The sequence below is a fragment of the Planomonospora algeriensis genome (assembly GCF_977012225.1).
Map to the genome: position 1 here is coordinate 1 of NZ_CDRNDK010000076.1, position 19,059 is coordinate 19,059.

Sequence of the window (19,059 nt, forward strand, 5' to 3'; positions counted from 1 at the left end):
AGCCTAGCGATCAGATCAGCCGACTCCCTGTCGCATTTGACTTGACACCTTCCGACCTACCAGGCCGCCATCGGGGCGGTCCCTCCCTGGCCACGATCGCCAGCAGCCCTCCCAGCCCACTGGAGATATCGGCTCCTCATCCTGCAGAGCACCAACCACGGCAACGGCACTCCAGACGATCACGATGCCTACATCGACGCGGCGAAATACCCCGACGCCATCGCGCTCACCGCAGCGATGCTCACTCCCAAACGGGAAGGAACCCATGACAGGCAAAGTCATTAAGGACAAGGTGCTGTGCTACATCGTTCGTGACGGACGGTTGCTGGTCTTCCGGCACACCGACTTCAGCTACGAGGAGGTCGGAATTCAAGTCCCTGCTGGAAGCATCCGGCCGGAGGAGACACCGGAGGACGCCGCCCTTCGTGAGGCACGGGAGGAGACGGGTTTCACTCAGTTCAGGATCCTCCGGAAGCTCGGTGAGGTCACCTACGACATCAGCCCTTACCGCTTCGAGATCCAGCACCGCCACGTCTTCCACCTGGAGCTCACCGAGCCCACCCCGGAGCGATGGGCCAGCCAGGAACTCCACGATGGCGAACAGGACCCCACCAACTTCGAGTGTTTCTGGATCCCGCTGGAAGCCGCTCATGTCCTCCAGTCCGGCCAAGGTGCGCTACTCGGGGCGCTCTTCGACTGATCGCACGCGACTACCGCCCGAATCGCCAAACTCGCGACTGAGCAAGATCCAATGGCGGAGTCTGCTCTGCCCGACAGGCACAGGCTCACCCCTCACGGGTGCGCTTCGCCACTTGAAATTCCTCATCCCAGGTCACGGCACTGCTGCCGAAGACGATCCCCTGGCACAGGACAGATGTACGCCGCTCCGGTCCTGACCGCGAACATCATCTCCCGCGGGCTCGAGCGGCGCGTATGCCGGTAGGGCGAGCTGAACCGCCAGGCGCCGCCGGTGTCACGGTTCAGGATGTAGCTGCCGTGATAGCGGCTGATCGTGTACTCCTTGACGGAGAAGACGTCGTAGCTGACCGGCTGGCCGGCGGCCAGCTCGGCCTCGGCCAGGGCGGCTTGCGAAAGCCGGCAGACGATGGCCGAGCGCTTCCTGCGCTGGACCCGCCACAGCAGCACTCCGTCGCGGCCACTGCTGTAGGCGCTGGCCGGCATGGCGCGGACCAGGATGTGCAATTCGCGCAGCCGGACCGGATCGGCGAAGGTCCGGGTGCGGTCGATGACCCAAAATCCCAGCAGGAGCAACGCGCTCTGCGGCACTAAGGTCAGCGGATGCCGGTTGCCGCCCCACCACAGGGCGCTTCCCATCGCCAGTGCGCCGAGGAGCACGCTGACGGCCAGTACGGCGAGCAGGGCGCGTCTGCGGTGGGGGTTCATCCGCGCCGGGCGGCGCGCGCATCGCCACCTGTCGGATGGCATGCTCTGTCGAGCTGTCGGTGCTGCTTCATGGTGTTGTCATCCCATCGCTGATCATGGGACAAGCAGCGCCTCGCCGGCCACTGTCCGGCAGGGCCAGAACAGCTTTTTACGGTTACTCGACGCATTCTCCGCATCCCGCGCTGTAGTGAGCGGGGAACCGTTCACAGATCACGGCATCGGAAGGGCGGCGGTGCCCTGGACGATCGCGGTGGCGGGTCCGGGCGGGTGATGAGACGCTGGGCAGCGGAGTCCCGCGGGTCAGTGCGCGAGATCGCGTACGGCGGCGGCGACCTCCGCGCCGCCGCGGGGGGACAGGGTGATCGTGTAGTGGTTGACGTCCTCCACGGTGGACTCCGCGACGCCGGGCAGCCACTCGGTGGCCCGGCCGGGTGAGTACAGCGGCAGGTCCGGCTCGTCCAGCATGCCGCGGGCCGCCCGGAGGAACACGGCGGGCACCGGCAGCGGCGCGGGGACCGCGCCGGGCAGGGCGTACACCTCGGGCGCGTCGGCGAGCGCGGCCTCCATCCGGCACGCGGCCTCGAACCGGTCGCCCAGGTTCACCAGGTCGTAGTCGGCGTAGGCGGCGCACGCCTCGGTCCACTCGGCGAAGGCCGGATGCGCGCGCCACAGGTCCCGGCCCTCCTCCCGGGTCGCGAACGTCCGCTCCAGCCGGGCCACGATCGGCCCCACCGTGCGTTCGATCGCCTCCCGTACGGTGCCCGCGCCCGCGGGCAGGGGGAGCGGCGCTCCCCCGTCCACCAGGACGAGCCGGTCCACCAGGTCCCGGTGGCGGCGGGCGGTCTCGGCCACGACGAACCCGCCCATCGAGTGCCCGGCCAGCAGCGCCGGCCCGCCGCCGTAGTGCTCGATCACGGCGGCGAGGTCGTCGGCGTGCGCGGCCATGCCGTACGGCTCCGGCAGGTCCCGGCTGCCGCCCCGGCCGCGCAGGTCCACCGCGACGAAGCGGTGGTCGCGCCCCAGGTCCGGGCCGAGCAGCGTCCACGCCAGGTGGGAGGAGGTGATGCCGTGGGCGGCGACGACCAGCGGTCCCCGCTCGCCCCACACCCCCGCCCGCAGCGCGCCGCCCCGGACGGGTACCCGCTCCCTGCGGTGGACCGGCTCGCTCACCGGTTCGCTCACCGGCCCGGCGCGTCGGCCGCGGCGCCCGTCACGCTGCCCGCCGCCACTTTGCCCGCCGCCGTGTCCGCCACGACGCGGGTCACGATCGCGGCGAAGTCGGCGGTGCGCTCGATGTGCGGGCTGTGCCCGACCCCTTCGTAGACGATCTCCTCGTAGGAGCCTCCGGCCTCGGTGTAGCGGTCGAGGACCGCCCTGGTCTCGGTGACCATCGGCTGGGGCGGGCAGATCTCCTCGCCCGGCCAGCCGGGGACCGCGCCGAGCTTGCCGAGGTAGGCCAGGTCGAACAGGGACGTGTCCGAGACGATCTGGTCGACGTCGCCCCGCACCCAGGTCACGTGCGGCTTACCGGGAACCGCGACCAGGTCGTCGGCGAGGTCGAACCACTGCGGCGCCATGGCGTTGAGCACGCCACGCCGGCCGGCTCCCATACCCGGCCAGTCGTCGCAGGCGACCGCGTCGCCCGGGTAGTTGCCCTCGCCGGTCGCGGTGGACAGGACCGTGTCGAGCAGCAGCTCCTCGTCCGCGCCCAGGCTCGCCGGATCGGCCACGTAGTACGTGCGCAGGATCGTCCGGGGGCTGGCGGGCGAGTCGTCGCCGCGGTCACCGGCCGCCAGGCGGGCCACGAAGTCGGGGTTGGCCGCGCCCGCCCCGCCCAGGCCGAAGCCGTACGGCGACAGCGGCGCCTCCAGCAGCAGCGCGGCGACCCGCTCGGGGGCGTCGATCAGAAGCCGCATCGCCACGCCGCCGCCCATGGAGTGGGCCACCACGACCGGACGGGCGCCTGCCGGGAAGACCTCCTGCGCGTCCAGCAGCGCGGCCAGGTCGTCGGCGAAGTCACGCAGCCCGCGGGTGGCGTCGACCGGAGCGGCGTCGGTGCTTCCGTAACCGCGCAGGTCGGGCGCGACGATCCGCCAGTGCTCGGGCAGCAGCCGTACCAGCGGCTCCCAGAACGCCGCGGAGGAGCAGTTGCCGTGGATCAGCAGCACGGGCGGGCCGTCGATGGGTCCACGGACCAGGAGGTTGTGCCGCAGACCACGAACAGTGAGTTCCATACACGAATCCTGCCAAGGAGGACTCCGTCCGACAGTGTGGGCCGGCGACATACCTTTCTCCGCCGCATGTCGGCCGGCGACGCCGTCTCCGGTGACGCCGTCTCAGGGCCCCGCCGCACGGCGAGGCCGTGGACGATCGGCAGGAGCCGAAGACTCACCCGGTGAGGCCCGACCCGCCGCGCACGCGCCGCACGAGGTCCCCGGCGGCCTCCGGCCACTGGGCGTAGTCGAAAGCGAAGCCCGCTTCGAGCAGGCGGCCGGGGACGACCCGGCGGCTTTTCAACAGGAGTTCGGTGTCCGAGCGCAGCGCGAACGCGCCGAGCTCGGCCATCCACTCCGTTGCCGGCAGGCCCACCGGGACACCCCACGCGGCGCGCAGCACGCGCATGAACATGCGCTGTGGCAGAGGAACGGGAGCGGCGAGGTTCACCGGCCCGGTGAGGTCGTCTCGGTCGATCAGGAACTCGACGGCGCGGACGAAATCGCGGTCGTGGATCCAGGACACGTATTGCGCACCGCCCGCGACCGGGCCGCCGAGGCCGAGCCGCGCCAGCCGCAGCAAGACGTCGAAGACACCGCCGCGATCGGGGCTCATCACCATGGCGGAGCGCATGGCGACCTTGCGCGTGTGCGGGGTTCCGGCTCGCTCCTGCGCCTGCTCCCACGCTTTTGCGATCTCGACGCTGTAGGCCCAGTAGCCTGGGACACCGGGTTCAGCGCCGCCGAGCACGCCGGTCGCCTCGTCGTTGGGCGCGTCGAAGCGGTGGGAGTAGACGGTGGCGGTGCTCATCTGCAACCAGACTCGGGGAGGCCGCGCGGCGGCTGCGATCGCCTCACCCACGATCCGGGTGGAGTGCACCCGCGAATCCATCATGGCCTGCAGATTGGCCGGAGTGTAGCGGCAGCTGACGCTGCGTCCGGCCAGGTTGATCACGATGTCGCTGCCGTCGATCTCCTCCGCCCATGGACCCAGGGTCTCGCCGTCCCAGCGGACTTCACGGCCGCGCACCGGCCCTCTGGTGAGGACCACGACCTCATGGCCTGCGGCGGTCAGCGCGTGATTCAGGATCGTGCCTACCTGCCCGGTTCCCCCGGGTATCACTATCTTCATCAGGCTTCCCCCAGGTGTATGGGGAGAGCCTAGCGCAGGGAGTTGAACGCGTTCAAAAGGGAGTCGGTGCTCACATCGTCCGTCTCCTCCCCGCCCTCACTCTGCCTGGAGATCACGGCGGCCTCCGGCAGGACAAGATGAGTACGCGTACTCAGCCGGAGCCGGGTATGCACGTTCCCATCCATGCAACTTCCTGCCCGATTATCCATATATGAGAACAATGACGTCTTGGCCCGTCACTGGCCGGGGCATCCTGATCGGCGCCGTTGTCGGGACGGTGGAGGGTGCGATCTGGTGGCATGCCGAAGGCATCGCCGTCATCCACCTGTTCCTGATACTGGTCGTACCTGTGCCGCTGGGCGCGATGCTGGCCGTACGCACCCGGCTGCCCCGCTGGTGGGCGACCGCGCTGGCCGGGCCGCTCGCCTTCGCGGCCCTGGTGCAGGCGCTGAACGCTCTCATCTCCAGCCACTCCGCTCCCGAACCGCCCACGGCGTTCCACGTGCTCCCGTCCGTCCTCGCCGGGATGACCGGTTACGCGGCGGTGGCCTGGATCGCCGCGAGCCGCGAGCCGCGGTCCGCGGTGGCCGAGGATCGCGGCGGCCGTGACGCTCTCCCTCCTCGTCGCCGTCATCCTCCAGGGACGGGCCGCGATCGCCGACTGGCACGAGGAGCGGGCGATAACGGGCCTGGATCTCACCCTCCTCGGCCTCGACGCGCGCACCTACCAGTCCAACGGGTCCATCGTCTGGCAGGACCTCGAAGAGAGGGACCCGCCCGGCGGACACCGGTCAGCAGACGCCGGGCAGCGAGCAGACCTTCACCGCCATCTTCCGGGCATCCTTCAGCTGCCGGCGGAAGTCCGAGGCGCGCACCTCGCTGTACTCCCCGGCGTGCATGTAGCTCACCAGGGCGCGGCCCTTGCGCACGATGACGCCCCGCCGACCGCCGATGGCGGGACCTCCGTCCTTGCGGTCGTAGTTCTGGACGATCACCCGGACGGCCTGGTCCCCCGTTTCGATCTTCTCCGTCCAGCCCCTGGCGACCACCTGGCCGCCCTCGTCGGCCTCGCATCCACCGGCCCGTTTCCGCAAGTCGGCCATTGCCGTGCGCGCGGTCCGCTCGGAGCGGTAGATCACGACCTGCTCGGCCTGGTAGAACTCCGGCGCCGTGTAGGTGACCGTCCGGGTGCTCACCCGGCCCCGGTCCTTGGAACGGCCCACGCCGCAAGGCGAGAGGCTGAGACGTTCGTGCCGGTCACTGATCGTCCACTTCTCCTCCTCCGGGTACCTCACCGGCTTGCGGGCCCGGGCCTCGTGGAGCAGGAAGTCCCTCGGCAGTTTCCAACCGCGATCCCCCGCTCCCGTGTGCTTCCCCGCGGCGGCGGCCCCGGTGACCGCCCCGGCAGTGGCGCCTCCTCCCGCCAGGACGACCGCGGTGAGCGCCCCGGCCGCCACCGCCGCCACGCGATTCATCGTCCGACCCGTACCCGCCATGGTGACTCCTCCGCGTCCGTGCTCCGGTCCCATACACGATGCGACAGCCGCCGCGCGCAAAAGGTTCACGCCCCGGAGAAGAGATCCGCGGTCGGACACGGTGCACCCGCTACCGTTGCCGGATGCACACCATCGAGCTGACCTGCGACGACGTGCTCGACTCGGCGGTGCGCGCGGCCTGGGACCGGCTGGCGGCCGAGGGACTGCCCGGCCAGGCACGGCACCCGCATCCGACCAACCGCCCCCACCTGACGCTGGCGGTCTGCGAACGGCTGCCGCCCGACGCGCCGGCCGCGTTCGCCGAGGCCTTCGGTGACCTGCCGGTGCCGGTCAGGCTGGGGCCGCTGCTGCTGTTCGCCGGCCGGGCGCGGGTGCTGGCCTGGGGCGTGGTGCCGGAGGACCGGCTGCTGGCCGTACACGCGGGGGCGTGGCGGGTACTGGGCGGCTTCTGCGGCGGCAACCCGCTGCACGCGCCGGGACGGTGGATCCCGCACGTGACGCTCGCCCGCAACCTGGACGCCGGAACCCGGGCGCAGGCGGTCACGGTGCTCGATGGACTGGCCGAGGCCACCGGGGCGTTCTCCGGCGCGCGCAGCTACGACGGCGCGCTCCGCACGACCGTCCCCCTGGCGGGACAGGGCTGACCCGATCTGCCACCGCCGCCCCTGCCGGCGGGACGGCGCCGCGCCGGCCCCGGCATCACCCGTGCCGGCCCTGAGCGGGCGAGCGCTGCCGCCTGCCGCTGCGCGTGGCGTATCCGCCGCGCTGGAGGCAGCGAGAGGACGAGCGAGCGGCCCGGCGTCCGATGGCAGGCTCGACCATTACACGGTCACCGTCGACGTGCAGGCGGCACTACCTGATCGGGCACGTCCCGGAAGGCGACGGCGCGTCTGACGGTGTGGCCGCCCGGCAGGCGCCTGCGCACATAGGAGCGGGCCAGGGCCGCTTCAGTCTTCGGCGGCAGTCCGGACAGCAGCGCGGGCCCTGCGACCGGCGGCACGTCGTCGACCGCACCGCCGAGTACGGCGATGCGGTCGGTCAGGTTGCCGGGGCGCTCGTCGTGGCCGGCCCAGCGCACGAAGCGCCGCAGGAAGTCGTCCTCGCGCATCTTCCAGCGCCATCCCTGATACAGATCCGGCGGATACGCCTTCATGCCGACCAGGGGCCAGGCGTAGCGGAAGGCGAACCAGACGAACGACTGCGTGATCAGGGTGCCGCGGTACAGGGCCGAGACCATCGCCTGCCGTCCGGCCACCCGCGCGCCCGCGGCGTCCGCCTCACCGATCATCGTCTCCACCGCGGTCCGGACCTCGGCCGGCGGGATGCGGCCGCCGCGTACCTCGCGCCGCCACAGCCGGTACAGCGCCCCCATCGGCCAGGTGCGCAGGTGCCGCAGCACGGTGAGCTCGTAGGCGATGACGGCCGTGAGCTCGTCGCGGCTCATCTCGGTGAGGTACGGCAGGCCCAGCCGTAGCTCATCACGCCACGGCAGCACCCGCACGGCCGCCGCGTCGTGGTGCGCCCACACGTACAGCCGCCCCGGCCGGCGCGCACCGAGGGCGTCGGCGACCTCGGCGACGAGCGCGTGCAGCTCGGGATGCTCGCGTCGCGGCAGGCGATACAGACCCCGCCCGGTGCGACTGATCCGGCCGTCCCGGACGGACCTGACGGCGCGGAGCACGACCACCTCGACGGCGACGCTCAGCAGGACGGCCGTCAGCAGCACGCCGGCGAACCCGAGGCCCCGGATCAGGGGGTCGTGCAGGATCCAGGCCGCCGCGGCGGCCGCTACCACCGCCACCGGCGGGCCCAGGCGGCGAAGCCCCGGGGGGATCAGCAGCAGCGGCGCGGTCGAGACGACCGCGCGCACCGCCCGCAGCCTCGGCACCCCTGCCGGCAGGCCTGTGGTCATCGCCTCACCTTTCCGACCGTCTCGTGGCCCTCGGCCTGGGCGCGCTCGTCACGGCGCGTCCGGGGCGAGTGGTGGACCCGCGTGAGCACACCGACCCCGATATCCGAAGAATCTGTCCTGTTCGTGCATATGTGTATCCCAAAGTTAGGGCGGCCCGGAGAGCGGCTCCGCACCGCTCCTGCCGCGGTCCGGTGCGGCGGGGGCGCCGGCCCGTCCGGGAACGGCGGCGGGCCGGACGCCCGCGGTCGGGACGGCCCGTGTCCTGCGGGCGGCCGCGCCCGGATCGCTCGCCGTCCGGTGCTCGGATCTCCGGCATGTGATCATGCGCCTATGAGCGACATCACCGAACCCCCGATCGCCCGGGTGGACGTCGTGCGCGAGACCTTGCACGGCATCACGCTCGAGGACCCCTACCGGTGGATGGAGACCGGAGGCGAGGAGTTCCATCAGTGGCTGGACGGCCAAGCCAGGCAGGCCCGCGAGCACCTGGACGCCCTGCCGCACCGCTCCGGCCTGCTGACCCGGATCCGCGAACTGGGCGGTGAGCTCACGCAGCACTTCGGCCTGGCGATGGCGGCCGACAGAATCTTCGCCCTGGTACGCGAGCCGAACGCCCGCGTGCCGGTGCTGACGGTGACCGAGGCCGGCGGAGCGCGCAGGGTCCTGTTCGACCCCGCCACGCTGCCCGGCGACGGGCACCACGCCATCGACTGGTACGTGCCCTCCCCCGACGGCCGCCACGTCGCCTGCGCCGTCTCCGCCTCCGGGTCGGAGGACGGCTCCATCCACGTGATCGACGCCGATTCGGGAGCCCTGCGGGAGACGATCCCGCCCACGACGCGTTTCGCCTTCCTGAGCTGGCTGGAGGACGGCCGGTCGTTCGTCTATCACCGCTACGCGGAGCGGAATCTCTTGGACAGCCGCTCCTTCCTGCACCGCCTGGGCGCTGACCCGGCGCAGGATGCGGTGGTGCTGGCCCGCGGCCTCAACCCCCACATCGAGCTGACCCCGCGCGACCGGCCCTTCCTGGTGGTGCCGCCGCACGGCGAGTGGATGCTGGCGATCGTCTCCCACGGCGCGCTCAGCCCCTGGCCCTGGACCAGCGAGCAGCTGAGCGACTGCACGATATACGTGGCGCCGCGCACCGGGCTGGCCGACCCGGCCGCCTGCCCGTGGCGGAAGGTCGCGGGCGCAGCCGACGGCGTGACCGCCTTCGCCACCAGCCACGACACCCTGTACCTGGTCTCGTATCGGGACGCGCCGCGCTCGCGCGTGCTGGCCGTTCCGCTCGCCGCACCCGATCTGTCCCGAGCCCGGGTCATCGTGCCCGTAGGCGAGCGGGTGGTGGAGTCGGTGCGGGTGGTGGGCGACCGGCTGCTGGTGCGCGATCTCGACGGTGGCGTCAGCCGGATGCGGCACGTGCCCCTGTCCGGCGGCGAGGTGGCCGACCTCCCGATGCCGGTGGACGGCGCCATCCTGGAGTGGACCACCCACCCGACGCGGCCTGAAGCCCTGCTGCTGGTGGCCGGCTGGACCGACGCGCCACGGCTCTACCGCTACGACGGCCGATCCCTCCAGGACGCCGGGCTGGCGCCCCGCTCACCGGTGGACTTCGGCGACGTGCACGCCCGCATGCTGTACGCGCCCGCGCAGGACGGGACGCTGATCCCGCTCACCGTCATCCACCACAGGGACCTGGAGCTGGACGGCGACAACCCGGTCGTGCTCACCGGCTACGGCTCCCACGGGTTCATCGACCTGCCGGAGTTCCGTCCTGAGATGCTCGCCTGGTACGAGCGCGGCGGCGTCTACGCCGTCGCGCACCTGCGCGGCGGCGGCACCTACGGCCGCCAGTGGCACGAGGCCGGGCGCGGTGGGCGCAAGGAGGCCACCATCACGGACTTCATCGACTGCGCCGAGCATCTCATCGCCCTCGGCTACACCCGCCCGGGACGGCTGGCCGCCGAGGGCGCCAGCAGCGGCGGCATCCCCACCGGCGGCGCGCTGGTGCGCCGCCCCGATCTGTGGGCGGCCATGGCGATGCACGTGCCGACGGTGAACGCCGTGCGCAACGAGTTCACCGAGAGCGGGCCGGTCAACGTGCCCGAGTTCGGCAGCGTCACCACCGAGGAGGGCCTGCGTGCCCTGCTGATCATCGATGCCTACCTGCGGGTTCGAGACGGCGTGCCGTACCCGGCGGTGCTGCTGACCGCCGGCCTGCGTGACGCGCGGGTGCCGCCGTGGCAGCCGGCGAAGCTCGCCGCCCGCCTGCAGGCGGCCACGGCCTCCGGCCGGCCGGTGCTGATGCGCGTCGAGGAGCACGGCTGGCACGGCGCCGGCTCGACCCGAGACCGGGAGCAGGCACTGCTCGCCGATGTGCTGGCCTTCATCCTGCACGCGTCCGACAGGCCATCAAGATGATCAAGAGGCGGACGTATGGTCGGGCCGATGGCAGGGCACCGGGGTGGCGCGCACGGACGGGAAGTCCGACGATGGTGACCATGACCTACTTGGACGTCGAGGATCCGCTCGCGCTCGCCGTGGTGACGGCGATCCAGTGCGGTGACGTCGACAGGCTCCGGCGTCTGCTGGGCGAGCAGCCGGACCTGGCCCGGGTCCGGCTCGGCGATCCCGAGGGGATGTCGCGCACGCTGCTGCATGTGGCCACCGACTGGCCCGGCCACCATCCGAACGGCCCACGAACCGTCGAGGTGCTGGTGGCCGCGGGCGCCGAGGTCGACGGCCGCTTCGCCGGCCCGCACACCGAAACGGCGCTGCATTGGGCGGCCAGCACCGATGACGTGCCCGTGCTGGATGCGCTGCTGGCGGCCGGCGCCGACATCGAAGCGCCGGGCTCGGTCATCGACGGCGGTGCGCCGCTGTCCGACGCGGTCGCGTTCGGGCGATGGAACGCCGCGCGCCGCCTGGTCGAGCGCGGCGCACAGGCCAATCTGTGGCAGGCCGCGGCGCTCGGCCTGGTCGAGCGCGTATACGACCTGCTGCACGTCGACCCCGCGCCCGGCGGCCGGGAGCTGACCGGTGCCCTGTGGTGTGCCTGCCACGGCGGTCAGCGCGAGACGGCCGAGTACCTTCTGAGCCGGGGAGCCGAGCTCAACCGGGTGGGTTACGACGGGCTGACCCCGCTGGACGCCGCCTGCCGGTCCGGCGCCGACGAGCTGGCCGCCTGGTTGCGCGCGCATGGCGCCAAGACGGCCGTGCAACTGCGTTGAACACTCTTCGAGCTCGTCGACGCCGCCGGTGACGCGCCGGTCGTCGCGCCGATGGTGGAGTCCACCGCGACCAGCCGGTCGATGCCACCGGCGGCGCTCGCTCCGCTCACGCTCTACGCCGACTCCCTGACGGCCGAGCCCGCCGCGACCCCTCCCCGCGTGACGCGGCGGCGCCGGGTCGGCAGCCCGAACGTCGGGTTGGCGACGCCCCAGGCGGCGCCCTTGCAGACCAGTTCCTTGTAGACGGCGGCGAGCCGCCCGGTCAAGGCCGTCCGCACTGCGCGGTCGTCGGCGGTGACGTACTGGATCAAACCCTCCTTGCGGCCCAGCGAGATGCACTGGTTGAAGTAACGGATCGACGCGTCCGGGACCCTCACGCCGGTCAGGCGCGCCGCGATGGCGTCTGCGGCCTGCCACGCGGCCGGAGTCCCCGAGGCGCACGACATCCGCAGCGGCTTGTCCCCGGGGCCCATCGCCATGGCCGCGTCGCCGATGGCGTACACGTCCGGATGCGAGACCGAGCGCATGGTGCCGTCGACCACGATCTGGCCGGTGCCGGTGACCTCCAGGGCTGTCGCCTGCGCAATCGGGTGGACCGCGAAACCGGTGGTCCACACGGTGACCGCGGCCGGGATGGCCCCGCCGTCGGCGGTGGTGACGCGGTCGGCTTCGACGCCGGTGACGGCCGCGTGCTCGTGCACGGTGATCCCGAGTCCGCCGAAGACCTTCCACAGGTGCGCTCGGCCCTTGGGTGAGAGCCAGTCACCGAGACCGTCACGGGCGGCGAGGGCGACGTCGAGGTCCGGGCGGGCCTCGGCGATCTCGGCTACGGCCTCCAGGCCGGTGAGACCGCCGCCGACGACGACCACGCTCTGCCCGGCCTCGAGGCGGGTCAGGCGCTCGCGCAGCCGGAGCGCCCGGGGCGGCCGGCGATCTCATGGGCGTGCTCGGCCACCCCGGGGACGCCTTGGCTGTTCCAGCCGCTGCCGAGGGCGTAGACGAGCGTGTCGTAGGCGAGCTCGCCGGCGCCGTCCGCGCCATCGACGGCGACGGTCTTGCGGTCGACGTCGATGCCGGTGGCCTTCGCGATCCTCAGCTCGACGCCGGTGCCCGCGAACATCTCCTGCAGCGGCCGGGGCCTGAGGTCCTGGCCGGCCGCCAGCTGGTGCAGGCGGACGCGTTCGACGAAGTCGGGCTCGGCGTTGACGAGGGTGATCGCGACGTCCTCGCGGCGGAGCCGCCTGGCGAGGCGCCCTGCGGCGGTCGCTCCGGCGTATCCGGCTCCGAGGACGATGATGCGGTGCTGCATGCCCTTGCTCCTGTCTTACGCGGATTCGCCCCTTGAACCGGGCGGCCCGCCGTTTCCTGACAGGAACACGGTGTGAAACACCTCACATCGCGATCAGAAGGCGTTGAACAGGGGTTCCCCGTGATCGGCTGCCGACCAGCACGCGGTCGCGCGGTGGAGCTTGTCGGGATTGACCTGGCTGCGGAACGCGGCGATGCCCTCGGGGGTGACCTCCAGGCACATGACGCCGATGACCCGGCCGTCCACGACGGCCACGACGGCGGGCTCCCCGTTGGCGGTCCAGGCGTAGGCCTCGATCGCGCCGCCGACCAGGGCGCGCTTGCCCTGGCCGGGCTTGAACAGGCCTCGCAGGAACTTCGCGACCGCGACGGCGCCCTCGAACGCCTTGGCCCGGGCCGGGACCTTCCCGCCGCCGTCGCCGATCGCGATGGCGTCCTCGGTGAGCAGGCGCACGAGCGGCTCGATCCGGCCGCTGGCGGCGGCCGCCAGGAACTCCTCGATGATCCGCCGTGCGGCGGCCTCGCCGATCTCGGTGCGGGCCCGGCCGTCCGCGACGTGCTTCTTGGCGCGGTGGAAGAGCTGCTGGCTGGCGGCCTCGGTGATGTCGAGGATCTCGGCGATCTCCCGGTGCGGGTAGTCGAAGGCCTCCCGCAGCACGTACACCGCCCGTTCGCCGGGCGAGAGGCGTTCCATGAGGGTGAGGACCGCGTACGAGACCGATTCGCGCTGCTCGGCGGTGTCGGCCGGGCCGAGCATCGGGTCCCCGGCCAGCAGCGGCTCGGGGAGCCACTGGCCCACGTAGATCTCGCGGCGCGCCCGTGCGGAGGTGAGCTGGTTGAGGCACAGGTTGGTGAGGACCTTCGTCAGCCAGGCCTCGGGGACCTCGATGCGGCCGACGTCGGCGGCCTGCCAGCGCAGGAACGTCTCCTGCACGGCGTCCTCGGCTTCTCCGGCGGAGCCGAGGAGGCGGTAGGCGATGGCTTCCAGGCGCGGCCTGGAGGCCTCGAACCGGTCGACGTCGTCCGCGGTCAAGGGCATGACCCGATCTTAGATCGCACCGCCATCCGGTTCGCCCGCCCCCGGCTCCTGCCGGGTCGGCTCCTCCTGGACCGGCTCCTGCCGGGTCGGCCCCTCCCGGACCGGCTCCTCCTGGACCGGCTCGCCGAGCTGCTCACGCAGATAGTTCCAGAGCACGGCGATCAGCGCGGCCGCCGGCACCGCGAGCAGGCTGCCGACGATGCCCGCCAGGCTGCCGCCGAGCGTGACCGCGAGCAGGACCACCGCCGCGTGCAGACCCAGGCCGCGGCTCTGCACCATGGGCTGGAAGACGTTGCCCTCGAGCTGCTGCACCACGACGATGATCGCCAGCACGATGAGCGCGTCGGTCAGGCCGTTGGACACCAGGGCGATGAGCACCGCCACGAAGCCGGCGAAGAAGGCGCCCACGATCGGCACGAACGCCGCCACGAACGTCAGTACGGCCAGCGGAAGCACCAGCGGTACGCCGACGATCCACAGGCCCAGTCCGATGAAGACGGCGTCCAGCAGGCCGACGAAGGCCTGCGACCGGACGAACGCCCCCAAGGTGTCCCAGCCGCGCGCCGCGACGGCCGGGACATCGACCGCGAGCCGGCCGGGCAGCTGGCGGGTCAGCCAGGGCAGGAACCTGGGTCCGTCCTTCAGGAAGAAGAACATCAGGAAGAGGGCCAGCACCGTGGTGACGACTCCGTTGACCACCGTTCCCACTCCGGTGACGGCGGCGTTGACGATGCCGCCGACGCTGTCCTGGATGCGGGCCGCCGCCGTGTCGAGCCCCTTGGCGAGCTGGTCGTCGCCGATGTTCAACGGCGGGCCGGCGGCCCATTTCCGCAGCTGCTGGATGCCGTCGACCACGCCGGTGGTGAGTTCACCGGACTGGGACGCGACCGGCACGGCGATCAGCACCGCGATGCCCGCCGCCACGATGAGGAAGAGCACGGTCACGACCGACGCGGCCAGGGCCGGGCGCCATCCGCGCCGGCGCAGGAAACGGGTGGGCGGCCAGGTCAGCGTGGTCAGCAGCAGCGCGACGACCACGGGCCAAGTGATCGACCACGTCCACCCCATCGTCCACAGCACCACGGCGATCATCAGCAGGACCAGGAGCAGTTCCAGGCAGATGCGGGCCGAGGAACGCAACGCCGCTCGGGTCTTCGTGGAACTCAGCGTGGCAGGCATGAGATCACCTTAAGGCGCGTGATGGCGGAACCACTCGCCGCGGACGGGGTCTGCGCCCCTCGTTCCGGGCCGGTGGATCACGACGGGCTGACCGCACGTCTACGGGGTGCCGGGAAGCCGGACCACGACGAGGAGGCCTCCGGCGGCGAGGAGGGACAGGTCGACGCTCTCGTGGGGGAAGTCTCCGCGGTCGCCGCGGCTGAGCAGCAGGAGGGCCTCGGTGAGGTCGATCGCCCGCGTGTTGACGGCGTGCAGGCGTTCGATGAGTTCGTCCCGATCCCGTGCGGGATCCTTGCGGGCGACGTCGAGGAGCGTCCGCGAGATCGCCAGCGGCGTGCGCAGCTCATGGGAGGCGTTCGCGGCGAACCTCTGCTGCTCGGCGACATGGGACTCGAATCGCTCGAGCATCCAGTCGAACACGTCGGAGAGCTCACGGAATTCGTCCTGGCGGCCCTTCATGCGGATCCGGTGGGACAGCGACCCGTTCCCGGCCGCCCGTGCCGCCTCCGTGATCCGCGTGAGCGGCGCGAGCATCCGGCCGGCGAGGATCCATCCCCCGACGAGGCCGAACAGCGGCGACGAGGACTTCGAGCACGGCGAACTGCTTGCGGGTGAGGGCGACATGGCGTCCGTCGCGGAAGACCTCCCGACGGAGGGGATCGAGCCGCAGACCCGCGATCTCGCGGACCGGGGGCCGGGCGTGCGCGCGCCCGCGGTCGAGAGCCCTCAGCCGCAGGACGAGTTCCCGCAGCTCGAACGGTTTGGTGAGGTAGTCGTCGGCGATGTCGGCGGCGATCGCCTCCAGCCGCAGACCGTCACGGACGGCTTCAGCCAGGTAGGGCTCGTCCTCCACGATCAGTACGCGCATCTCTGAGGCCTATGAGCAGCGTGGCCAGCACGGTGGCCAGGGCCGCCGTGTACGCGATCGACTTGGCCGTGTTGACGGCGCTCAGGACGGCCGCCACCTCGTCGAGACGCTCCGGGTACCTCGCGATCAGCATCGCGGCCCACGAGAACCGCAGGCCCCCAGGCTGCTCCGCCGCGGGCCCCGCTCGCCGAACCGGGGAACCGCGCCCTGCGCGGTAACGAGCCGGTAACCGGTCACCGGGGAGACCTCCGGGATGGGGCTCCGCAGCGGTGGGCGCCGGGTGGGCGCGGCCGGGCAGCCTTGGGACATCCGGAGCGGGCGGCGCCCACCGACCTGTTGCCGGTGGGCACCCGGAAGCCGCCCGTCCTTCCCCGGTCCACCTCAACGATTCGGAGCATGCGATGAGCAGCGAGCGTCAAGCGGTCACCGTCCTCGGCCTGGGCATGATGGGGGCCGCCCTGGCCGGCGCGTTCCTCGACGGCGGTCACCCCACGACCGTCTGGAACCGTTCCGCGGGCAGGGGCGGAGACCTCACAGGCAAGGGCGCGGTGCGTGCCGTCACGGTCGGCGACGCGGTCGCGGCCGGGCAGGTGGTCGTCGTCTGCGTCCGCGACTACGACGCGGTACGGGAGATCCTGGAGCCGGTGAGCACGGAGCTGGCCGGGCGGGTGCTGGTCAACCTCACCTCCGGCACCTCGGAGGAGGCACGCGCCCTCGCCGGCTGGGCCGCCGGGCACCGGATCCGCTACCTCGACGGAGCGATCATGATGACCCCGCAGGGCATCGGCACACCCGAGGCGGTCATCCTCTACGCCGGGGAGCAGGAGCTCTTCGAGGAAGTCGAGCCGGTGCTGAAGCGGCTGGGCGGCGGGGGTTCCTACCTGGGCCCCGACGCCGGCATCCCGGCCCTGTACGACGTGGCCCTGCTGGATATCATGTGGTCGACGCTGAACGGCTTCCTACACGCCGTGGCGCTGGTCGGCACCGAGAAGATCCCGGCGACCGCGTTCACTCCCTTCGCGACCGGCTGGCTGGGCGGGGTGGCCTCGTTCCTGCCCGGCATGGCCGAGCAGATCGACGCGGGAGAGTACGCGGCGTACGACGCGACGCTGGAGACCCACCTTTCACCACTCGGGCACCTGATCCACGAGAGCCGGGCCCGCGGCGTCGACGCCGAGCCGCCCGCCCGGACCAGGGCCCTGGTCGAACGGGCGATCGCCGACGGCCACGCCTCCGACGGCTACGCGCGGCTGATCGAGCAGATGCGCACGCGGTAGGGCCCGGCGCGGTACCGGACCCCGGTCCGGCCGGGATCCGGTACCGCGCGCTCAGCGGCTCCGCCCCTCCGGCTCCCGGATGACCGCCCGCAGCCGCCCGCGCAGGTACTCGCGCCGGTCGCCGGGCGGGTGGTGCGGCTCCGCCGGGCCGCTGAGGCAGAGGAAGTCGAGCAGTTGGTCCACCGCCGCGTCGGAGAGCCGGTCCAGCGCGAGCACGGCGGAGTCCGGCCTCCCGCTCCAGCAGGACACGCGGTCCAGCAGGTTCGGGCGAGCCGCCGCGACCACCAGCACCGGGACCGGGTCCGCGGCCAGCCCGTCCACGAACTCCAGCAGGGCGTCCGGCGCCCGGTGCAGATCGTCGATGACCAGGACCAGCGGCAGGTCCAGGGGGTGCCCGGCGAGGAACTCCTTCCACACCGCCGCCATGCGGGCCGCGTCCCGGACACCGTCCTGCGCGAGGATCTCCGTAAGGCGAGAGAGCGCCTCGGCCGGCAACCGGGCGGCGCCGCCCAGGCTCTGAACCGTGACGCCGGTGGCCGGGCACCTGCTCACCAGGTACCGGGCGGTCCGCGACTGGCTGACGAGCCGGCGCTCGACCTCGATCAGGAACCGGGTCTTGCCGATCCCCGCTCCGCCCAGCACCGTCACCAGGTGCGGCCTGCGCCGGTGCGCGGCCCGCTCCAGCATCCCCTGGACGACGGCCAGCTCGTGGTCGCGGTCCACGATGGGCAGCGCGTGCCCGGTCAAGCACTCCTCCGCGAAGCCCTCGGCGCCCCGCCCGCCACCCGTCCCCGCCGACGAGGACGACCCGGCCTGCGGCGGGAATCCGTCGGCCGCGGCCGGGCGGAGGGAGGGGTCGTGGTCGAGGATCGCCCGCTGCAACGCTCGCAGGTCGTGGCCGGGATCGACGCCCAGCTCCCCGACCAGCACGGCGCGCGTCCGCCTATACACCTCCAGGGCGTCCGCCTGGCGCCCGCATCGGTAGAGGGCGAGCATGAGCTGGCCGCAGGACCGCTCGCGCAACGGCTCGCGCTCGACCATGGCCTCGAGTTCGCGCACCACCTCGTGGTGCCGGCCGCAGGCCAGCGCCGCCTCGAAGTAGTCCTCCGTCGCGTCCAGCCGGGCGTTCTCCACTGCGGCCAGCTCCGGCCAGGCGATGCCGGTCTCGGCCAGGTCGGCGAGTACAGGGCCGCGCCATAGGCCCAGCGCCTCCCGGAGGTCCGCGGCGGCCTCCGCGTGCCCGCCCCGGGCGAGATGGGCGCGCCCCCGGGCGACCAGCCGCTCGAACACGTGGAGGTCGACCTGCTCGGGATCGACCGCGAGCATGTATCCGGGCGGCTGGGTGACCAGCACCGCCCCGCCCTTCGTCCGGTCCTCGCCGGCCAGCGCCCCGCGCAGGCCGGCGACCGCGTTCTGCAGGATCTTGCGGGCCGACGCCGGAGCCCCGTCCACCGGCCAGAGCGCCTCCAGCAGCCGGCTCGTCGCCACCACCCGGTTGGCGTGCAGCAGGAGCAGGGCGAGCGTCGACCTCTGCCTGGCCCCACCGAGAACCGACGGCCGCTGTCCGTCACCGACCTCCAGCGGACCCAGCATGCGAAACCGCATCACACCTGTCCGCGATCGGGGGTCGCCATGCCTTGATCGTACCCGCCGGCCCGGAGCCGATCGGCCGCCACCGGCTGAACCTGCCGGCCCACGTCGCGGTCAGCCATCCCACCCTCACCACCGCCTGGGCCGACAGTGCCTACCGCACCAAGCTCATCGACCACGCCGCCACCTCGGGCATCGACCTGCACACCATCCGCCGCCATCCCCCTCCCTGCCAAACCAGCGGTAGGTGGTCTTGTGGCTGATGCCGCGGTCGGTGGCCGATCACCCGGCGGATCTCGGTGGGGTGCGCCCGCGCGGCACGCAAGAGGAGGGGGCGCCACCGCGCGGTGGGCGCCTGCCGAGGACGTGCCTACGGCCTACTTGTAGGTGACGTCGCTCTTGGTGACCTTG

The 19,059-nt window shown here is 72.3% G+C and carries 19 protein-coding genes and 1 pseudogene; 6 read left to right on the top strand and 14 right to left on the bottom strand.

The genetic code is table 11. From position 1 onward, the window contains the following. Positions 1–265: 265 nt before the first annotated feature. Positions 266–700, top strand: coding sequence for an NUDIX hydrolase (locus ACWJ6R_RS11185; protein WP_449062148.1), 435 nt, complete (start codon positions 266–268; stop codon positions 698–700). 122 nt (positions 701–822) lie between these two features. Here the strand turns inward: ACWJ6R_RS11185 and ACWJ6R_RS11190 are convergent, their stop codons facing one another. The 5 genes from ACWJ6R_RS11190 to ACWJ6R_RS11210 all read right to left on the bottom strand — a co-directional run bounded on the left by ACWJ6R_RS11190 (position 823) and on the right by ACWJ6R_RS11210 (position 6,224). Then, a complete protein-coding gene (locus ACWJ6R_RS11190) occupies positions 823–1,404 on the bottom strand; it encodes a hypothetical protein (protein WP_449062149.1) in 582 nt (193 codons plus the stop codon). A gap of 300 nt (positions 1,405–1,704) precedes the next feature. Then, entirely contained in the window at positions 1,705–2,574 is an 870-nt protein-coding gene (locus ACWJ6R_RS11195; protein ID WP_449062150.1) for an alpha/beta hydrolase, read from the bottom strand. Between the two features lie 8 nt (positions 2,575–2,582). Next, on the bottom strand, positions 2,583–3,638 hold the full coding sequence (locus tag ACWJ6R_RS11200) for an alpha/beta fold hydrolase (RefSeq protein WP_449062151.1): 1,056 nt from the start codon (positions 3,636–3,638) through the stop codon (positions 2,583–2,585). 154 nt (positions 3,639–3,792) lie between these two features. Continuing rightward, positions 3,793–4,749 carry a TIGR01777 family oxidoreductase gene (locus tag ACWJ6R_RS11205; protein ID WP_449062152.1) on the bottom strand — a complete coding sequence of 319 codons (957 nt, stop codon included), beginning with the start codon at positions 4,747–4,749 and terminating at the stop codon, positions 3,793–3,795. Positions 4,750–5,540: 791 nt separating this feature from the next. Continuing rightward, positions 5,541–6,224 carry a hypothetical protein gene (locus ACWJ6R_RS11210; RefSeq protein WP_449062153.1) on the bottom strand — a complete coding sequence of 228 codons (684 nt, stop codon included), beginning with the start codon at positions 6,222–6,224 and terminating at the stop codon, positions 5,541–5,543. Positions 6,225–6,367: 143 nt separating this feature from the next. Here ACWJ6R_RS11210 and ACWJ6R_RS11215 point away from each other — a divergent pair, with 143 nt between their 5' ends. Beyond that, the gene (locus ACWJ6R_RS11215; RefSeq protein WP_449062154.1) at positions 6,368–6,889 is read left to right on the top strand and encodes a 2'-5' RNA ligase family protein; all 522 of its coding nucleotides are present in this window, start codon (positions 6,368–6,370) and stop codon (positions 6,887–6,889) included. A 185-nt stretch (positions 6,890–7,074) separates the two neighbouring features. Here ACWJ6R_RS11215 and ACWJ6R_RS11220 read toward each other — a convergent pair whose 3' ends face one another. Next, the gene (locus tag ACWJ6R_RS11220) at positions 7,075–8,157 is read right to left on the bottom strand and encodes a M48 family metallopeptidase (RefSeq protein ID WP_449062155.1); all 1,083 of its coding nucleotides are present in this window, start codon (positions 8,155–8,157) and stop codon (positions 7,075–7,077) included. Positions 8,158–8,487: 330 nt separating this feature from the next. Here ACWJ6R_RS11220 and ACWJ6R_RS11225 point away from each other — a divergent pair, with 330 nt between their 5' ends. After that, complete coding sequence (locus tag ACWJ6R_RS11225; protein WP_449062156.1) at positions 8,488–10,578, top strand: prolyl oligopeptidase family serine peptidase; 2,091 nt, start codon at positions 8,488–8,490, stop codon at positions 10,576–10,578. A 71-nt stretch (positions 10,579–10,649) separates the two neighbouring features. Beyond that, entirely contained in the window at positions 10,650–11,387 is a 738-nt protein-coding gene (locus tag ACWJ6R_RS11230) for an ankyrin repeat domain-containing protein (RefSeq protein ID WP_449062157.1), read from the top strand. A gap of 113 nt (positions 11,388–11,500) precedes the next feature. Here the strand turns inward: ACWJ6R_RS11230 and ACWJ6R_RS11235 are convergent, their stop codons facing one another. The 7 genes and pseudogenes from ACWJ6R_RS11235 to ACWJ6R_RS11265 form a co-directional block, all read right to left on the bottom strand. Beyond that, the gene (locus tag ACWJ6R_RS11235) at positions 11,501–12,256 is read right to left on the bottom strand and encodes an FAD-dependent oxidoreductase (RefSeq protein ID WP_449062158.1); all 756 of its coding nucleotides are present in this window, start codon (positions 12,254–12,256) and stop codon (positions 11,501–11,503) included. A 23-nt stretch (positions 12,257–12,279) separates the two neighbouring features. Beyond that, positions 12,280–12,696 carry an FAD-dependent oxidoreductase gene (locus tag ACWJ6R_RS11240; protein ID WP_449062159.1) on the bottom strand — a complete coding sequence of 139 codons (417 nt, stop codon included), beginning with the start codon at positions 12,694–12,696 and terminating at the stop codon, positions 12,280–12,282. A gap of 93 nt (positions 12,697–12,789) precedes the next feature. Continuing rightward, a complete protein-coding gene (gene sigJ / locus ACWJ6R_RS11245) occupies positions 12,790–13,734 on the bottom strand; it encodes an RNA polymerase sigma factor SigJ (protein ID WP_449062160.1) in 945 nt (314 codons plus the stop codon). 9 nt (positions 13,735–13,743) lie between these two features. Beyond that, positions 13,744–14,913 carry an AI-2E family transporter gene (locus tag ACWJ6R_RS11250; protein WP_449062161.1) on the bottom strand — a complete coding sequence of 390 codons (1,170 nt, stop codon included), beginning with the start codon at positions 14,911–14,913 and terminating at the stop codon, positions 13,744–13,746. 99 nt (positions 14,914–15,012) lie between these two features. Continuing rightward, positions 15,013–15,537, bottom strand: a complete 525-nt coding sequence (locus ACWJ6R_RS11255) for a sensor histidine kinase (RefSeq protein WP_449062162.1) — start codon at positions 15,535–15,537, stop codon at positions 15,013–15,015. Then, positions 15,485–15,781 (bottom strand): annotated as a pseudogene (locus ACWJ6R_RS11260) (hypothetical protein); the annotation flags it as partial. The gene ACWJ6R_RS11255 and the pseudogene ACWJ6R_RS11260, both read right to left, overlap by 53 nt. Then, positions 15,741–15,914: a hypothetical protein gene (locus ACWJ6R_RS11265; RefSeq protein WP_449062163.1), complete on the bottom strand. Its 174-nt coding sequence runs from the start codon at positions 15,912–15,914 to the stop codon at positions 15,741–15,743. The gene ACWJ6R_RS11265 and the pseudogene ACWJ6R_RS11260, both read right to left, overlap by 41 nt. 268 nt (positions 15,915–16,182) lie before the next feature. On the opposite strand from ACWJ6R_RS11265, the gene ACWJ6R_RS11270 reads away from it, so the two are divergent. After that, positions 16,183–17,058, top strand: a complete 876-nt coding sequence (locus ACWJ6R_RS11270; RefSeq protein WP_449062164.1) for an NAD(P)-dependent oxidoreductase — start codon at positions 16,183–16,185, stop codon at positions 17,056–17,058. Between the two features lie 51 nt (positions 17,059–17,109). Here ACWJ6R_RS11270 and ACWJ6R_RS11275 read toward each other — a convergent pair whose 3' ends face one another. Next, the gene (locus tag ACWJ6R_RS11275; RefSeq protein WP_449062165.1) at positions 17,110–18,651 is read right to left on the bottom strand and encodes a BTAD domain-containing putative transcriptional regulator; all 1,542 of its coding nucleotides are present in this window, start codon (positions 18,649–18,651) and stop codon (positions 17,110–17,112) included. Positions 18,652–18,695: 44 nt separating this feature from the next. Between ACWJ6R_RS11275 and ACWJ6R_RS11280 the strand changes: the two genes are divergently transcribed. Then, the gene (locus tag ACWJ6R_RS11280) at positions 18,696–18,911 is read left to right on the top strand and encodes a hypothetical protein (RefSeq protein WP_449062166.1); all 216 of its coding nucleotides are present in this window, start codon (positions 18,696–18,698) and stop codon (positions 18,909–18,911) included. Positions 18,912–19,059 lie beyond the last annotated feature (148 nt).

What these genes read in the sequence shown, in the direction of transcription:
- ACWJ6R_RS11185 (WP_449062148.1), top strand. Translation starts at nt 266, where the DNA reads ATGACAGGCAAAGTCATTAAGGACAAGGTGCTGTGCTACATCGTTCGT.
- ACWJ6R_RS11190 (WP_449062149.1), bottom strand. Translation starts at nt 1,404, where the DNA reads ATGAACCCCCACCGCAGACGCGCCCTGCTCGCCGTACTGGCCGTCAGC.
- ACWJ6R_RS11200 (WP_449062151.1), bottom strand. Translation starts at nt 3,638, where the DNA reads ATGGAACTCACTGTTCGTGGTCTGCGGCACAACCTCCTGGTCCGTGGA.
- ACWJ6R_RS11205 (WP_449062152.1), bottom strand. Translation starts at nt 4,749, where the DNA reads ATGAAGATAGTGATACCCGGGGGAACCGGGCAGGTAGGCACGATCCTG.
- ACWJ6R_RS11210 (WP_449062153.1), bottom strand. Translation starts at nt 6,224, where the DNA reads ATGAATCGCGTGGCGGCGGTGGCGGCCGGGGCGCTCACCGCGGTCGTC.
- ACWJ6R_RS11215 (WP_449062154.1), top strand. Translation starts at nt 6,368, where the DNA reads ATGCACACCATCGAGCTGACCTGCGACGACGTGCTCGACTCGGCGGTG.
- ACWJ6R_RS11220 (WP_449062155.1), bottom strand. Translation starts at nt 8,157, where the DNA reads ATGACCACAGGCCTGCCGGCAGGGGTGCCGAGGCTGCGGGCGGTGCGC.
- ACWJ6R_RS11225 (WP_449062156.1), top strand. Translation starts at nt 8,488, where the DNA reads ATGAGCGACATCACCGAACCCCCGATCGCCCGGGTGGACGTCGTGCGC.
- ACWJ6R_RS11230 (WP_449062157.1), top strand. Translation starts at nt 10,650, where the DNA reads ATGGTGACCATGACCTACTTGGACGTCGAGGATCCGCTCGCGCTCGCC.
- ACWJ6R_RS11240 (WP_449062159.1), bottom strand. Translation starts at nt 12,696, where the DNA reads ATGCAGCACCGCATCATCGTCCTCGGAGCCGGATACGCCGGAGCGACC.
- sigJ (WP_449062160.1), bottom strand. Translation starts at nt 13,734, where the DNA reads ATGCCCTTGACCGCGGACGACGTCGACCGGTTCGAGGCCTCCAGGCCG.
- ACWJ6R_RS11250 (WP_449062161.1), bottom strand. Translation starts at nt 14,913, where the DNA reads ATGCCTGCCACGCTGAGTTCCACGAAGACCCGAGCGGCGTTGCGTTCC.
- ACWJ6R_RS11255 (WP_449062162.1), bottom strand. Translation starts at nt 15,537, where the DNA reads ATGTCGCCCTCACCCGCAAGCAGTTCGCCGTGCTCGAAGTCCTCGTCG.
- ACWJ6R_RS11265 (WP_449062163.1), bottom strand. Translation starts at nt 15,914, where the DNA reads ATGCTGATCGCGAGGTACCCGGAGCGTCTCGACGAGGTGGCGGCCGTC.
- ACWJ6R_RS11270 (WP_449062164.1), top strand. Translation starts at nt 16,183, where the DNA reads ATGAGCAGCGAGCGTCAAGCGGTCACCGTCCTCGGCCTGGGCATGATG.
- ACWJ6R_RS11275 (WP_449062165.1), bottom strand. Translation starts at nt 18,651, where the DNA reads ATGCTGGGTCCGCTGGAGGTCGGTGACGGACAGCGGCCGTCGGTTCTC.